Annotated in this window: 15 protein-coding genes; 8 read left to right on the top strand and 7 right to left on the bottom strand. The window is 42.3% G+C overall.

Annotated features, from left to right (window positions below):
- Nucleotides 1–339 precede the first annotated feature (339 nt).
- On the bottom strand, nt 340–1,149 hold the full coding sequence (locus ORI98_RS05005; RefSeq protein ID WP_261297229.1) for a cobalamin-binding protein: 810 nt from the start codon (nt 1,147–1,149) through the stop codon (nt 340–342).
- A 132-nt stretch (nt 1,150–1,281) separates the two neighbouring features.
- Nucleotides 1,282–2,298: a DUF2235 domain-containing protein gene (locus ORI98_RS05000; protein WP_306134485.1), complete on the bottom strand. Its 1,017-nt coding sequence runs from the start codon at nt 2,296–2,298 to the stop codon at nt 1,282–1,284.
- Nucleotides 2,299–2,430: 132 nt separating this feature from the next.
- On the opposite strand from ORI98_RS05000, the gene ORI98_RS04995 reads away from it, so the two are divergent.
- The 8 genes from ORI98_RS04995 (at nt 2,431) to ORI98_RS04960 (ending at nt 10,392) form a co-directional block, all read left to right on the top strand.
- A complete protein-coding gene (locus ORI98_RS04995; protein WP_306134483.1) occupies nt 2,431–2,973 on the top strand; it encodes a hydrolase in 543 nt (180 codons plus the stop codon).
- 56 nt (nt 2,974–3,029) lie between these two features.
- Nucleotides 3,030–4,376, top strand: a complete 1,347-nt coding sequence (locus tag ORI98_RS04990) for an AarF/ABC1/UbiB kinase family protein (RefSeq protein ID WP_306134481.1) — start codon at nt 3,030–3,032, stop codon at nt 4,374–4,376.
- Nucleotides 4,377–4,443: 67 nt separating this feature from the next.
- Nucleotides 4,444–5,298, top strand: coding sequence for a DIM/SIM/IMP family subclass B1 metallo-beta-lactamase (gene blaDIM / locus ORI98_RS04985; RefSeq protein WP_261296989.1), 855 nt, complete (start codon nt 4,444–4,446; stop codon nt 5,296–5,298).
- Between the two features lie 57 nt (nt 5,299–5,355).
- A complete protein-coding gene (locus tag ORI98_RS04980) occupies nt 5,356–5,733 on the top strand; it encodes a VOC family protein (RefSeq protein WP_306134480.1) in 378 nt (125 codons plus the stop codon).
- Between the two features lie 109 nt (nt 5,734–5,842).
- Nucleotides 5,843–6,223, top strand: coding sequence for a VOC family protein (locus ORI98_RS04975; RefSeq protein ID WP_306134478.1), 381 nt, complete (start codon nt 5,843–5,845; stop codon nt 6,221–6,223).
- A 183-nt stretch (nt 6,224–6,406) separates the two neighbouring features.
- Nucleotides 6,407–8,113, top strand: coding sequence for a pseudouridine synthase (locus ORI98_RS04970; RefSeq protein WP_306134476.1), 1,707 nt, complete (start codon nt 6,407–6,409; stop codon nt 8,111–8,113).
- Nucleotides 8,114–8,435: 322 nt separating this feature from the next.
- Entirely contained in the window at nt 8,436–8,858 is a 423-nt protein-coding gene (locus tag ORI98_RS04965; RefSeq protein WP_261296993.1) for a DUF4339 domain-containing protein, read from the top strand.
- A gap of 61 nt (nt 8,859–8,919) precedes the next feature.
- On the top strand, nt 8,920–10,392 hold the full coding sequence (locus ORI98_RS04960; protein WP_306134475.1) for a DUF4339 domain-containing protein: 1,473 nt from the start codon (nt 8,920–8,922) through the stop codon (nt 10,390–10,392).
- Between the two features lie 760 nt (nt 10,393–11,152).
- On the opposite strand, the gene ORI98_RS04955 is transcribed toward ORI98_RS04960, so the two are convergent.
- The 5 genes from ORI98_RS04955 to ORI98_RS04935 form a co-directional block, all read right to left on the bottom strand.
- Nucleotides 11,153–12,331: a patatin-like phospholipase family protein gene (locus ORI98_RS04955; protein ID WP_306134474.1), complete on the bottom strand. Its 1,179-nt coding sequence runs from the start codon at nt 12,329–12,331 to the stop codon at nt 11,153–11,155.
- 856 nt (nt 12,332–13,187) lie between these two features.
- Nucleotides 13,188–13,814, bottom strand: coding sequence for a cob(I)yrinic acid a,c-diamide adenosyltransferase (gene cobO / locus ORI98_RS04950; protein ID WP_306134473.1), 627 nt, complete (start codon nt 13,812–13,814; stop codon nt 13,188–13,190).
- Nucleotides 13,814–15,397, bottom strand: a complete 1,584-nt coding sequence (locus ORI98_RS04945; protein ID WP_371931116.1) for a cobyric acid synthase — start codon at nt 15,395–15,397, stop codon at nt 13,814–13,816. Before ORI98_RS04945 ends, cobO begins: the two co-directional genes overlap by 1 nt.
- The gene (gene cobU, locus ORI98_RS04940) at nt 15,394–15,999 is read right to left on the bottom strand and encodes a bifunctional adenosylcobinamide kinase/adenosylcobinamide-phosphate guanylyltransferase (RefSeq protein WP_306134472.1); all 606 of its coding nucleotides are present in this window, start codon (nt 15,997–15,999) and stop codon (nt 15,394–15,396) included. The genes ORI98_RS04945 and cobU overlap by 4 nt, the downstream gene beginning before the upstream one ends.
- A complete protein-coding gene (locus tag ORI98_RS04935; protein WP_261297231.1) occupies nt 15,999–16,781 on the bottom strand; it encodes an adenosylcobinamide-GDP ribazoletransferase in 783 nt (260 codons plus the stop codon). Before ORI98_RS04935 ends, cobU begins: the two co-directional genes overlap by 1 nt.

The raw sequence follows: 16,781 nt of genomic DNA, 5'->3' as shown, positions 1-16,781 counted from the left end.
AATATGCTAATTAAAATGAATTCTGGGCTTGTAAAATGCAATCAAATTCGAATTCCCCCCCCACACAAATCAGCTACACAGCAATCAGCTACACAGCAGCAAAGCCACATTCAGGTTAGAAAACATAGTAGTTAAAAATACTGATGATGACATTAGCGCTTAATTTGCCACAAAAGACCCTGATTTATGGCGGGTTTCACTTGAAATTGAATATCGAAATTTATTGGCCGGTCAGCCAACCTCAGCATGCCTTAAACAAAGACAAACCAAGGCTGGACATTTTCTAAAACAAATCAAATAATTAAAACATCACTCTTTTTATGAGCATAACAATATTATCTAACGGGCGTTATCTAATGCCTCACATAAAGCGGCCACCCCTAAAATGGCTCTAGGTGAAGCACGGTGCAGTAAATCAGCATTAAGTTGATAAATATGCTTGTTTTTCACCGCGGGTAATTCAGGCCAAGCAGACCAATCTACGCCTAAAATATTGCCCTCATCTTGGCTTTGTAAAATTACCTCTGCTTGAGTTAACAGTACATTCTCGATACTAATTTGTGGATACTCACTGGCGGCGTCATAAAACACATTATCACCGTGACATGCTGCAATACTGTGTTGTATCCAGCTACCTTTAGCCACTGTCATTAAGGGGGTTGACCAGAGTTGATAAAATACTTTCACTGACGGTTTATTGAGGTTTCGTTGGCGAATATCGGCTAATTGCGCTCGATAGTCAGCGGCAACCTGTTCAGCCTGGGTTTGTAACCCCGTAAGCTCACCCAGTTGCACTAATTCGGCTGCTACATCATCCAATGACTTAGGATCGCTATTGAACACCTTAAAGCCTAGCTGTTGAATTTGATTAATATCTTCAAGCTTATTACCGCTTTGCCATACCACTACCAAATCTGGGTTAAGCTCAATAATCCGTTCAATTTGAATACCATAAAAGCCACCAATGCGTGGGATAGATTTCGCAGCTTCTGGGTAATCAGCATAATCAGTGGTCGCCACAATCTTATCTCCAGCCCCAATAGCAAATAGCATTTCAACCCCATGGGGAGACAAGGCGACAATCCGCTTTACCGCTGAAAAATCATTTGATTGCTCTGCCGCTAACACAGCGCCGCCCGTAAGGGCCATAAACAACATGAACACTCTAGTTATTTGGTTAATCATAAAATGTGGCAAACTAAAATCCTTGTTAGTAAATATCATCAGATAAACTAAATAGATGGGTTTATCGCCCTGTATTGCAACGACTAAACATACCTATCACCAACCCTGTAACTGAGCAAATGGCATTAAATTATCGGGACGATATTGTTCATCTTGCTGCCAACGTTGCTTAACTGAATCGTGCACTTTTATGGTGTCTGCAACTTCAATTGGCCGTAATAATTTTTGCTTTAAACGATAAAACCGACGCCGTGAATGGGTTATCTTGGCTAGCGGGTTAAGCACAATACCATCTAATAAATGATTTTCAATGTTTAGCCCACTCAACTCAGCCTGCTGCATCATCCATTGTAATGGAATATCTGATAACGCTGTACCATCCGCATCTGGCGGATAACTGCCCCCCACATTACTGTGTGCCCCGGCAAACCACATTTGTTCAATACTGACACTGTCTTTTGGTGACCATATCGTAGGAGCAAAGTCTTCACGGTGTTCATCAATGGCCAAAGCATGGCGCGCAACTTTGACATTGCCACCAATCTTAGTGTCATAAAACTCATCTTTGTCTTCAAATAACCCTAAAAATGAAAATGGGATCCCCATGGCGCCAACCGTATCCCAAACACCAATAAAGGCGACATCTCTTGAGGGGTGAGAGTATTGATCTCGAAAGGCTATCGATTGACTGCCATCTGGAGCGTATTTGGCGGCTTGAGTTTTATAATGATCAAACGCTTTTTGAATGTATTTGGCTTCGGGGCGCTTAACAATGCCACAATTATTAATTAAGCCAGATAAACAGCGCACAGTGTAGGCGCCGCGGCTAAAACCGAATAACCAAATTTCGTCCCCAGGCGAGTAATTTTGTACTATGTAGCGATAACAATCGACAATGTTTTTGTGCAACCCTCGCCCTGTTGCACCACCAATTAAAGCATCATGGTACGAACCTATTCCCCAATCATAAAATACTTGCTGCGGCTTACCGTCAGCGGAAAAAGGTTTAATAGCTCGGGCAAACTTAAGCACATTGGTAGCATAATCTTTGGCAACATCCTGCTCTGGTCGATTCCAAGTGCCGTCGGCACAAACCACAATTCTTTTATTCATAGTGACAAATCCATTTAACCCTATTCCTGTTAGACTAAGGCCCTATTGGAAACTTGTCTAAAAAACCATCTACTGTCATAGTTATTGCAGCGATATTTTATTCTTACCACTTACCCTAAATCGAGTCCAAATATGATAAATCCAGCAGATTGCATACTCATGGTGGTTGATGTTCAAGGTAAGCTAGCACAGGTCATGCAGCATTCCGGCCAATTACATCATCAATTAACCACACTGATTAAAGGTACAGCCCTATTTGGTATGCCTGTTATTTGGCTAGAACAATTACCTGATAAGCTAGGGAAAACCTCAACTGAACTTGCTGAAATACTCACACCACTTTGTCAGCCTATCGCCAAACAGCATTTTAGCGGCTGGCAGTCGGCACAAGTACAAACTTTACTTGCCAAAAACGGCCGTAAGCAAGTCATTTTATGCGGTATTGAAACCCATGTCTGCGTTTATCAAACCTGCAAAGATTTACTCCTGCATGATTTTGATGTGCATATTGTTGCTGATGCCATGTCATCGCGTTCAATCGACAATAAAGTCCTAGGCATTCAAATGATGCTAAACCTTGGCGCCCAACTAACTAACGTTGAGTCGTTATTATTTGAGCTGCAACATCAAGCAGAAGGCGACCGTTTTAAAGCCTTATTAAAACTGATTAAATGATCTTTTTCCGCTTAACGGCGTATCATCAATTACCTTAATGCAGTTGCTAGGTTGGTATGAATAAGCAATCCAATTCTTTAAAGGCCGCTAAAATCCCTAGCGGCAGACTTTCTCGTTTTTCTGCCTTTGGCGGTTTAGCAACCCGACTGGCTGGCAATGTGATTAAAGAGGGGGTGAAACAATATAGCCAAGGACAATCACCTAAACTGCAACAACTGATATTGACCCCCACCAATATTAGCCACGTAGCAGATAAATTGGCCCAGCTTCGCGGCGCCGCAATGAAAGTGGGCCAAATGTTATCTATGGACGCTGGTGAGTTACTGCCACCCGAACTATCTGAGGTATTGGCTAAACTGCGTTCTGAAGCAAATTTTATGCCTCACAAACAACTCATCGGCGTGCTAAAAAACCAATGGGGTGACAATTGGCTTGATGTATTTGGTCAATTTGAATTGCGCCCATTTGCAGCAGCTTCGATTGGTCAGGTGCATTTAGCCTACTTAGCCACAGGTGAAAAACTGGCGGTAAAAATTCAATACCCAGGCATTAAAGACAGCATCGACAGCGATATAGATAACGTGGCCACGTTGTTAAAAATGTCGGGGCTTGTGCCGGATAATGTCAAACTTGATCTGCTTCTGCTGCAGGCCAAACAACAATTGCACCACGAGGCCGATTATCTCCACGAAGCTGCCTTATTAAATCAATACCAAGAATGGGTGAAGCAATACCCACATTTTGTTGTACCAAAGGTGTACCCACAACTCAGTAATGACAGCATTTTGTCCATGGAGTTTATCGAAGGCGTCCCGATAGAGTCGGTTGTTTCACTTGATCAAACCAGCAGAAATAAGATTGCCAGTCAGTTATTACAACTATTTTTAGCTGAATTGTTTACCTTCAAGTTAGTGCAAACAGACCCTAACTTTGGCAATTTTCAATACCAAAATGATACCAACAAAATTGTACTATTAGATTTTGGTGCAACCCGCGCTGTTCCTGAATATTTGTCGAATGGTTACAGGCGATTAATGCTAGGCGCGATGACCAGTGACTATGAATTAATTACCAGCGCTGCAGCTGACATTGGCTTTTTTCAAGACAACATTACCCCTGAGCAGCAACAGCTTATCGTAGAGATATTCCATCAAGCATGCGAGCCATTGCGCTGTGATGGTGAATATGACTTTGCCCAAAGTCAGTTAGCTAAACGCGTTACTGATGCCGCAAAGGCCATGAGCACAAAACAAGACCAATGGCATACACCGCCAATGGATGCCATTTTCATCCATCGTAAGTTAGCCGGAATTTATTTATTAGCAGCCAAAATTAAAGCAAAGGTAAATGTCAGGGCATTATTTTCTGTTCATCAATCTGTCGCCAGCGGAAGAAAAGAGTAACATAACCGGTCTATCGTTTTGGTGATGGCAACCGCCACTCCCGCTATTAATTCTTGTTGAGATATATATGAATCATGGGTTATCTACTCGTTTAAAAATCGTTTGCTTGCTGGGGCTTTTGGTTAATTCTGCCAGCCAAGCACATTCTGTCGCGCCAAATACAGATAAAAATAGTGCCACAATTGCAGTATCAAACTCTGCGCCCCAAACGGCGAATGCAAAAAAACAAAGCGACAATGCAACACAAAACAATCAACTCGCGATCAAACAAGTTGCCGAAGGTATCTATGAACACAAATCTTATTTGAATGTAACAAACTTTGGTTTAGTTGAGGCCAATGGTTTAGTCGTGGTGCAAGATAATCAAGCATACATTATTGATACACCATGGACAGACAAGGACACAGCCAAATTACTTGAGTGGATTACCCTGCAAGGTTTCACCGCAGTTGCCAGTATTTCAACCCATTCCCATCAAGACCGCGCTGGAGGCATTGGTTATTTAAATAGTCAGGGCATTAATACTATAGTCTCTGAAACTACCCAGCTTATTTTAGCCGATAGCCATAAATCAAAAGCTCAAACCACTTTTACTGGTAAGCATTACAGCGTTAAAGCCGATTTAATTGAGGTATACGATCTGGGTGCAGGCCACACCCAAGATAATTTGGTGGTATGGCTTCCTAAGCAAAAAATATTATTTGGCGGTTGCTTAATTAAGTCGTTAGATTCCACCAATATGGGCTACACGGGCGAGGCAGATATGAAAGCTTGGCCATTAACCCTAAATAAGCTGCAACAACAATTTCCACAAGTTAACTTAGTGATACCAGGCCATGGCGCCAGTGGTGATATGTCATTAGTCAGCCATACTATGGCGCTTATAGCGCAGTACAACCAACAGCATACTCAAACAAAGTAGTAGCCCATTAAAAATTTATTAAACAAGCTCGATAAGAGCCTTACAAGGAGAGTCACCATGTTTAGCCACGTAATGATCGGTGTTAACGACATTGAAAAATCGAAAAAGTTTTACGATGCTATTTTAGGCGAATTAGGCCATGCACCGGGGACGATTGATGAGAAAGGCCGTTGTTTCTACTTCACTCCATCTGGCATTTTTGCCTTAACTAAACCAATTAACGGTGAGCCAGCTACCCACGGAAATGGCACGACCATTGGGTTTGCAGCTGCAACGCCAGAACTTGCCAACGCATGGGAAGCCGCAGGTGTTAAAAATGGCGGCACGGCTTGTGAAGATGCTCCCGGCATTCGTCAAGGCCCAGGGTTTCAATTATACCTAGCGTATTTACGTGATCCTGATGGCAACAAGCTATGCGCGCTACATAGAGTGTAAAACCACTTTAACCACATTGTGCTTTACTCATCCTACATTAGAGTAAAGCACAGTGATTGAATCAATAAACCATTAATCTAGTCCCCTAGTCGATAAGGATAACGCTAAGATGAATTTGAACATTGAAAAAATTGGTCAAATTGCCATTGCCGTGACTGACATCAATCAGTCTGTAGCCTTTTATCGCGATACCCTTGGTTTAAGCTTATTATTTGAAGTCCCATCAGGTTTAGCTTTTTTCAACTGTGGCGGCACACGCTTAATGCTCACCACCTTACAAGGTAAAGCTGAAGACCATAAAACCTCTGTAATTTATTACCAAGTCTTAGATATCCATCAAGCCACAGCTCAACTCAAAGCGAAAGGCATTAACTTTGAACGTGAACCACAATTAGCAGCCAAAATGACAGACCATCATTTGTGGATAGGTTTTTTACGGGATCCCGACCAAAACTTAATCGGCTTAATGGCTGAATTGCCCTTAGCGTAAATCCACAGGTGCTGTGATGGATCTAGGTGTTTTCATCGGGTGTAAAAACATAGCAATAACCGCAACGTCAAATGCTCACCAATGCCATAGCAGTCAAAATAGAAATATACGCAGTTAATGATGCATCCCCTAAACCAACAAGGTAAAATACCTGTCCTTTTTATGCTGTGAGTGGCTTTTACCATGTCTGTTATCGATCCTTGTTTTATCCAATTCAATGACAGTATTGCCCAGCACAGTTTACCCGCCCGTTTTACCTTTCCGTTTTACTACCAACCACATCCAATCTGCTTGCAAGCAGCACAACAATTACAACAAGACTTGTTAATCAACAATCCATGGCAGCATAATTTTGGTTTAGATCCTGAAAATGATCGCGGTATGGTCATAGGTAAAATGTTTGGCGTGTTGGTAGTAAAAAATCACCAGGGACAAATTGGGTTTTTAGCCGGATTTTCCGGCAAACTGGCCGATCAAAATATTCTGCCACCTTTTGTGCCACCGATTTTTGACATGCTCACTAAAGACAGTTTTTTTAGTGCCGAAAACAAACAAATTAACGACATTAACCAGTTAATTATTCAGCATGAATCCGCCGCTGAATTGGCCAATTTACAAGTCTTGCTTGCAAAGCAGCAACAACAGGCTGACACGGCATTAGCATTGTTACGTGCCGATATCATCGAAAATCGTAAACATCGCAAAGAAAAACGTGAGCAAGCTGATATTGATTTAGTTCAGGGAAAGCTTAACGCCGAATCGTTTAAAACCCTGTCAATTGAGCTTAGTCGCCAAAGCGTGCAGCAAAAATATCAATTAGCAGAGTTAAAACAACAATGGGCTGCAAAAATTGAGCACACATTTCAACAAGTCGATAAGTACCTACATCAAATTAAACAGCTTAAAAAACAGCGGAAGCAATTGTCTAATCAGTTACAAAAGAAGCTGTTTAATCAATATCAATTTTTAAATATTACTGGTTTAACTCGAGATTTGAATAGCATATTTTTTGATGCACCAAACCATCTGTCACCGGCTGGGGCTGGAGAGTGTGCTGCACCTAAATTATTGCAATATGCTTTTAAACAGCAATTAACCCCGATAGCCATGGCCGAGTTTTGGTGGGGACAATCACCTAAGTCAGAAATAAAACAACACCAAAATTACTACCCTGCTTGCCACAGTAAGTGTCGGCCCATTTTAGGCCATATGCTGTCAGATATGTTGGTCGACCCTGACCCATTACTCATTAATACCGCCGAAGATAAACTTGTTGATATTGTGTATCAGGACGCAGATTTGGCGATTATTAATAAACCCGCTGAAATGCTGTCAGTGGCCGGGAAAAATGTCACCGATTCAGTGCAAACCCGAATGCAACAACACTTTCCTCAGGCAACGGGACCTTTGATTGTGCATCGCCTCGATATGTCGACTTCCGGACTCATGGTTATTGCGCTAACCAAAGAGGCCAATAAAGCCTTACAACAGCAATTTATCAATCGCACCGTCACTAAACGCTATATTGCTTTGGTAGAAGGTAAGCCCAGCCAACAACAAGGCTTGATCACTTTACCCCTGCGAGTCGACTTGAATGATCGCCCCAAGCAATTAGTCTGTTATGAGCATGGGAAAAACGCCGAAACCTTTTGGGAAGTCTATAAAAACAAAGGTGAAAACACCCTATTACATCTTTACCCTAAAACAGGCCGAACCCATCAACTTAGAGTACACTGTGCTCACCACCTCGGTTTAGGTTTGCCAATCGTCGGCGATGATTTGTATGGCCAACAAGCCAACCGATTACATCTGCATGCCGCTTTTATTGGATTTAATCACCCCTCTACTGGCCAATGGATTGAGTTTACTACCTCCGCTGACTTTGAATAATAAGTAAATGGCAAAAAACTCACACACAGATTCGCCTAAAAACCAATCAAATCCTGAATTTATCCCACTGGGGTAAATTAAGCTGATACATTGAAAAAGATCGATCATTCATAAAGGGTGGTCATGTTAAAAAATATAGGTTAATGTAACCAACTATTTATATTCCAATTGCCGCGCTAATATTTTAATGCTCAAAAAACAAGCAAAAAATAAGGCTGTTTGAATTAACAATACCTTAAAGTTCAGTAATAACAAAGCAAGCTAAACCCCTGATTAATAGATAATTATAAGTTTAAACACTATTAAGGATAAGAGTGGAACTATGAAAGAGTGGTATTTCTCAAATAATGGTGAAGTTAGCGGACCTTTAGGTCTGGCAGAATCCAACAAGTTTATCGAAAAAAATCCGCATACCTACGCTTGGCATCCATCTTATGCCCAATGGATACCCGTAAGCCACGTTGATGAGTTTGATATTGTTATCACACCGCCACCGCCACCCCAAGCGATCCCTAAAAAATTAGTTGAACGTTTTATTGCTAAAGAGCAAGAGCTTAATACTGAATTAAGCCGCATTGAAACCACCTTGAAGGCGATTACCTCTTCTTTTGCTGATTTTGATCGCGATACCAATAAAACTAAAACAGTCACGCAAAATTTGAATCAAGAAGTTAAAGCCACCATACGTAGCGTCAATGAGCAGTATGAAGCTTTACAACGCAAGTTGGCTGGTGTGGCAAATTAATGTTTTTGATCTGATTACGATCACAACCACTGTTGATAACGACTAAATAAGAATGATAACTATGAAAAAATGGTTTTTTTCGCATGATGGCGACGTTACAGGGCCATTAACCCAAAGTGAAGCTATCGCGTTTTTACAGGCCGAACCTGACTGCTATGGCTGGCACCCTTCATTGACACAATGGCTTCCGGTTAGCCATATTGCTGAGTTCGCAGGCATTGTACCTCCGCCCACGTCACCGGCCCAAATTCCGACTGAATTGATCAATGAATTCAATAAAAAACGTCATGAAATAAATGACACAATCATTGAGATGGATGAGTCTGTTAAGTATTCTAAAACATATCTTTATGAACTAGAACAAGAGATTAACATCTACAAACGCCTTACGAGCAAATTAAGCGATGATGTTAAAAACAACATCAAGGGCATTGAAAACAAATACGAAGGCTATCAAAAGATATTTGAAGAGCTGGTTAATGCCGTTAGCATTGCAAAATCTGAAATAACCGACGTCACTAGCGAGTTTGATAAACGCGTTGCAGATCGAGCCCAAGATCAAGCCGCGATTCCTACGCCGCCACAAGCCTTATCTGATACTGCGCCAAACATTTCTCTACAGCCTGTTGTTGCTACAGCTTCTGAGCCTATCACTGCGTCTTTAGAACCAGTAGTGACTAAACCGGCTCATGATCCAATATCATCGCCTTTAGATACTGTAGCCACAAAATCGCCTTCTGAGGCTATAACACCATCTATAGACCCAGTCGCAACAACAGCGGTATCTTTAGATCCTATCGCCACACCAAGGGCAGCATTAGATTCAATCGCTAGCCCTAGTTTAAGCCTAGATCCTGTGCCGACAAAATCGCTATCATTAGATCCTATCGCCACACCAAGAGTCGCATTAGATCCGATCGCTAGCCCTAGTTTAAGCCTAGATCCTGTGCCGACAAAATCACTGTCATTAGATCCTGTAGCGGTTAAAGCCACGAATTTAGACAATGTTGCCGAAATCAGACCAAGAACGGCATCTTTAGACCCTCAGCCAATACGCCCATCTGCTAGCTTAGATAACGTTGCCGTGCGCTTAAAGCCGGGGGAATCGATAGATGACATCGCGCCAAAAAAGTCGCAAGAGAAAATTGATAGCATTCAATTTTCTGACGAACTAAAAAACAATATAGAACAAAAGCTGGAAAAAGTTTTCGAACAAAGCCCTGCTGTATCGACTGAAATAGCCAGCACACAACCTGACACTGAAAAAACCAAAACGGTTGCACCAACTAAATTGGGAGTCACTAGTATTTTAAAATCAGTGTTCAGAGGCGACAAAAAAGTTGCCCCTGAGCAAGAAGTGAAACTGGACTCTCCAGTCACACTCGCTCACAGTAATGACAACTTAGATAACGACCACGAAGATCATGATGATCATGATGATCATGATGATCATGAAGAGAAAAATGGTACGACAGGTGGCACATCAACTGACAAAGAAGGCCGTATGCGCCGTCGCAGTAGAAGACGTCGCTAATTTGTTGCAACGATATATCTGCTGTTAAGTCATACAAGAAAAACCAAAGGCCAACTTAGATTAGTTGGCCTTTTTATAGGGCGAGATTTATTCAATTAATATGAAAGCTATAAGCAAATTGATGATTAAATTGCGGGGAAAACAGATTAATCACATTATGCTATTTAGGATAGAAATGAGTCAGTTCACGCATTAATTTAGTGACAAATTAATTAGCCAAATTAATCAATTCAAGTAAGTCTTGATTTATAAAGACCCATGTTACTTGCCCCAAATTAGTGTGCCACTACACAAACCCTTCATCGACAGCGTAATATTAATTTAGGGATGTCGAACTCAGGTGTGTAAGCGATAAAAAAGCACTAAGAAATAAAGCATGCTTGATATGAATTTATAGGCCTATCACGAGGAAGAGGCCTATAAAATGTTTGGCTTTTAACAGAATCAACGTGAAGTGGCATAGTGATTTCGCCTGAGCCGTCATGACATAGATATCACTGAATTTTTCTGTGATAAACCCTTGATACACAACAGACTCAAAACTGGCATCTTCATCTATCGTGATAAAGAGTTCGGACGCCTCAGTAACAGCCACTAGCTGCATCTCATGGGCTAGCTCGATCGACGTTAAGAGCCATAGCGCTGGTGCTTTTTGCGGCCAACGCCAGTGACAAGAGAACTTTTTATATTTGTACCTTCATGTTAAAAAATTGATTGGTAATAGCTTGTATACCTTAGGGTCCCTTAACTGGACGCCTTCCTAGGGAACTTCAGTTGACCAAAGTTCAGTGGATTTAGCTTTGCTATAGCCATGCTGGTACAAGGCTTTCATATACTGTAAGTCGAACATATCTTTTGTCGCTTTAGGTGCGTTAAACTCATCATCCATATAAGTAAATGAAAGTTCTAATCCACTATTTTTACTGAAATAAAGCATTCTATACAGGTCACCTTTAGCTTGTTGAATCGTCATGCTGCCAAGGCTTCTGCTTAATAAGTCAACGCCCTTATCTTCAGTTGCCTGATAGGGAACTTTTAACATACCATTACGAATAACATGTATCTGCGGACTCGTCGTTAATCCCAAAGCCTCATTGATCTTTGCATAATCAACATTTACCACTTCGAAAAACATTTGCACCGTAAGTCCGCCATCGACGTGAAGCTCTTCTAGGGTCTTGTCACCTTGGTTAACCGTAATAAATTGTGGCGGAAACACCCCTGGTATTGATGAACTCGCAGCCAGAATTTGATGGATCAATGTGACCTTGTTAGGTAGATCACTCTCGGCGATGCGACCAAGGTTCCAAACAACCAGCTCTTCAGAGTCAAAATGTGTGCTGCCAATAAATAACCGACGACCAGCCTGATGCTGCACAGCAATCTGCTCAATCATTTCTGCCGTGTAGACTTTCTGGATAAATTCAAACATCTTTTGTCCATCGGTAAATGCATCCTTAATCAGCGCATTAAGAAAATTACGTTTACCTAAAATAAGGTCGTCATTAAGGCTAAGCATGACCTCTTTTAGACGTGGGATCTCATCTCCACCCACAAATACAAATGGCGCCATCAGTGAGCCTGCACTAATACCAGTAACAATGCTGTACTCCTGCAGCTGGTTGCTGTCGTATAAGCCGTTAATAATACCGGTACCAAATGCTCCGTTAGCACCTCCGCCAGACAGAGCAAGAATATTTAGCTGGTCGCCATTCACCTTTAACGGAGTCGTACCATCTTGCGGGTTAAATAAGAAATCCGAAGCGTCATCCCCCCAAACTCGATAGGGCTCAGATGACGCATCAGCAAAACTAGACTCAACCGTTACCGCTCGGTAATTATCTTTTGTGACTCGGTTTTCAAGGGTATGTGTTGAACTACACGCCACAAGAAACAGCGACAAAAACACCACCATAGATAAAGACTTTGTTTGACCCATTACTATCTCCAAATTATTTATCACCACTGTCTGACTGTGATACTGAAAACAACGGACAACAACCTTATGTCCTAGCTATTTTAATGGCACAGATAACATAAAACTTAGTACCAACATTGCAACATACTTGATTGTGGGTATTTTATACTGGTAATTGAGCAGCCATTAATCGCATATGAAGGGTTAAACCCTGCAATCACAACTCAGCTATTTCATCAAGATACTTGACGATGTTCGAAGGGTTTGTCCCTTCAAAGAAAATGTGGGTGATAGCTATGGCTCAGATACATTAACCTTGCCCGATCCGTTTTAATCGTTAGGTCAATCTAATACTAGGTTTGCCCCTGTAAAATAATAAAATTCATTTTATTATTTCCGCTGTTTACGACACGCTGGCTATGGCTACGAAAAGTTCACCGTAGGTAAACTTTTGAAGCCTAGTTTAGCAAACGAGCATCAATGCTATTACAGCATTCTTTAGCCACCCACACTCAGTTCTCGCTTAATCTAAATAACTTAGATGATTGATATTAAAACGAATAAATACAAAAAAGTGTTCTACTCAGCATGTTTTAGGGCTTTCATGCTGTGTTAACGAGTTTGAAAGTAGAAAAACGATGCTCTTCATTCGTTACAATCAACCGGGATGTTGTAAATACCCTTAAAACACAACGATATGGATATAGAAGATGGGGCGAAGCACGACTAAAGGGATTTAGGAGGTAGGGTAACGCATGGAGCGGTTACCGAGGATGCTTGAGCCGAAGAGCATCAAAATTCCATGCACTACCTGACCATATTGATCGCACACCACAGCAAGTTGTTGTCAACTTATGGGCTTAGCAACAGATAGAGCCTAATAATCAAACCCAATTTGCGCTTTAACTCCGGCGTCAAACGCATGTTTAATCGGTTGAACTTCACTCACAGTATCGGCTAGCTCAATAATCGCACGGTGACACGCTCTGCCAGTAATAATCACATGCTGCATTGGTGGCCGATTGTTAAGTGCATCCAGTACACGATCAAGCTCGATATAGTGATAGCTCACCATATAAGTGAGTTCATCGAGCAAAATAATATCGATGGTTTCATCTTTGAGCAATGCTTCCGCTGCTTCCCACGCTCCCATCGCCGCTAAGGTATCTTTTTCTCTGTCTTGGGTTTCCCAGGTAAAACCTGTTCCCATCACGTGGAACTCAACACCGACTTTCTCTAGCACTACACGCTCACCGCAAGGCCAGTTGCCCTTAATAAACTGTACTACAGCCGCCTTTTTTCCATGCCCTACTGCACGGGTTATATTGCCAAACCCACCCGTAGACTTACCTTTACCATTGCCGGTCAAGACCAGTAACACGCCTTTCTCTAATTGCGCTTTAGCGATTTTGGCATCCACTGCATCCTTCACTTTCTGTTGGCGCGCTTTATGACGTTGGGCTTTTTGTTCATCAAGCTGATTTTGGTCTTTATTGCTGTCCATTATGAAATCACTCCTATTAACTTTTCTAAATCTAAATGCGCTTCAAGCACATCGGCAAGACGGTTTAGTTGCTGTTCGCGGATTTGGTTAATGTCAATAACTTGAGCCTGTTCAAGTCCTGCCCATTGTAAAATAAGCTGACATGCCGATGGGTTATCTAATAATCCATGGATATAGGTGCCCATAATCAAATTATCTTGGCTCACTTGACCATCGCTTTGTGTCATCGCCCCAGATGTGGTGCCTGAATGATCAACTGAAAAAATCGTCACTGGGTGAGATATTATGCTTGCAGAAAAATGCGATATTCCACAGTGGATTTCATAGCCGTCAAAACTCACCTGTTGTTGATTAAGTTGTAACTGGCCGCTGACTTGAGTCAGTACTTTATTGGCGGTAAGTTCGGTTGTGATATCTAATAAGCCTAAGCCTGCACTACTACCTGCTTTATCTTCGATACCAAGGGGATCATTAATCATTTTCCCTAGCATTTGGTAACCACCGCAAATACCTATCACTTTACCGCCATAGCGTAAATGCTTAAAAATAGCACTATCCCAACCTTGCTGACGCATGAAATTGAGATCTGCACGGACATTTTTACTGCCAGGTAGAATGATTAAATCGGCAGCGGGAAAGGGTTGATGTTGATCTGCCATACTGACATATCGAAACTCAACTTGAGGGTGTAATCTTAACGGATCAAAATCGGTATGATTACTGATCCGTGGCAACACTAACACTAATACCACCAGCTTTTTTTGCTGGGCAATATTGCCAGTAGCATTTGGTGCAGCAATTAAACTGTCTTCGGCATCTAAATGCAGATCGTGCAAATAGGGCAACACCCCCAAAACAGGCTTTTGGGTATAGTTTTCAAGCCAATCAACCCCAGATTGCAGCAAGCTAATATCGCCACGAAAACGATTAATCACAAAGCCTTTCACCCGCGCTTGCTCTGATGGGCTTAACAATGCCAAGGTGCCGACGAGGTGGGCAAATACACCGCCTTTATCAATGTCGGCAATGATAATCACCGGACAATCAGCTTCTTCTGCAAAGCCCATATTGGCGATATCGCCCTGACGTAAATTAATTTCAGCGGGACTGCCCGCACCTTCAATGACCACCAATGAATACTGTTGGCAAAGACGACGGAAGGATGTCATCACAGCGTCCAAGGCCATAGCCTTATAGCCTTGACTTTGGGGTCCGAAAAAAGCTTTAGCCTCAAGGGTGGTTAACGCTTTTCCATGAATAATGACTTGCGCGCCAGTGTCTGAGCTGGGTTTAAGCAATACAGGGTTAAAGTCAGTATGGGGCTTAAGGTTACACGCCACCGCTTGTAATGCTTGGGCGCGGCCGATTTCGCCACCATCTTCAGTTACAGCACTGTTCAGTGCCATATTTTGTGGCTTAAATGGCGCAACCTCAACACCATGACGGGCAAAAACGCGACATAGACCGGCCACTAAAGTACTTTTACCCGCATCGGATGTCGTGCCTTGCACCATTAAGCTGCCAGTTAATCGACTAAGCTGAGTGGTTAAATGTTTAGTGGATAGAGGATTATCTGTGGTCATGAGTTTGTTGATGTTTTTAATGGAAGCGGCAAACCTGCTACAACTAAGGTGACGTGATCCGCCATGGTGGCGATGGCCTGATTTAGCCATCCGGCTTGGTCGACAAATTCTCGGCTAAGTTCCCCCATAGGCACAACGCCCGAACCCACTTCATTGCTCACTAAAACCACATCTGACTGTAGCTTGGGCAATACCGCTAAAAGAGAATCTTTTTCTGTTTGCCAGTCGCTTGATGCTAAATTTGTTGCGAAGTTAGGGATAGCGGTTTCAGCTGCACCACCAAAACTTGTTAGTAACAAATGATTGGTTAAATAGAGGGTAAGGCAATCGACCAAAATCACTTGATTGGCTTTATCAATCCGCGTTAAACACTCGGCTAAAGCCAAGGGGGTTTCTAGGGTTAACCAAGATAAAGCACTGGCGGCTCTATCATCTTGATGACGAGCAATTCTGCTTGCCATCTCGTTATCATGGCCTATGGTGGCGGTAGCAATATACACTGGCGAACAAACTTGGGGGATAGAAGCGGTTATTTGGGCCACCCTGCTTTCAGCAAACCGACTTTTACCGCTTCTTGCCCCCCCAAGAACTAAATGGATCATTAACTTAATCCAACTACCAATATGACGAGGTAACACACAATTTCACTGACTTGCTGCGCTGCACCTAAGGTATCACCGGTATAACCACCAATTTGGCGTCTAAATAAATTACCCAGAAGAAAACGCACGCACCAAAGGATAATAAACAAAGCAAACGCTGCAACACCGTTTAACCACAATAGAACAAACAAACCACTGGCTAACAATATCAACAGGTCGTTGATTGATTGTTGCTGTGCTAAAGGCTTGGACTTACCGCTGTCATCACGGACATATTTTTCACTAAAAATCAGACTGGCAGCTAATACACGGCTTAATGTATGCGCCACCACAAAACCACTAATGGCGGCCATTGGGCTATATAGCGCTAGCTCTACCAAGAGTTGCCACTTTAATAACAAAGCTAAACCAATGGCTAACGCGCCGTAACTGCCAAGACGAGAGTCTTTCATAATGCGCAGCTTATCTTCAACGGTCCAACCACCACCAAAACCATCGGCGGTGTCCGCTAAGCCATCTTCATGGAACGCACCTGTTGCTAACACTCCGGCTACCATGGCTAGCAGCACGGCAATATTAGCTGGCAGCACCAACTGAGCTAGCCAAAAAACTAACCCACTGATGAGGCCAATAGCTAATCCTACCACCCCAAAATATCGGCTTGATTGATTAAGTTTTTCAGCATCAATCACCACCCAAGATGGAATCGGCAGCCGAGTAAAAAAACTTAACGCCACGAAAAATAAATTTAACTGTCTTAAACCACGGTATAGATTGAACAT

Source organism: Shewanella sp. ULN5, assembly GCF_030731885.1.
In the GTDB taxonomy this organism is placed as follows: Bacteria; Pseudomonadota; Gammaproteobacteria; order Enterobacterales; family Shewanellaceae; genus Shewanella; species Shewanella holmiensis.
The sequence above is the reverse complement of the archived record's forward strand: the minus strand, read 5'-3'. Positions and strand labels throughout refer to the sequence as shown.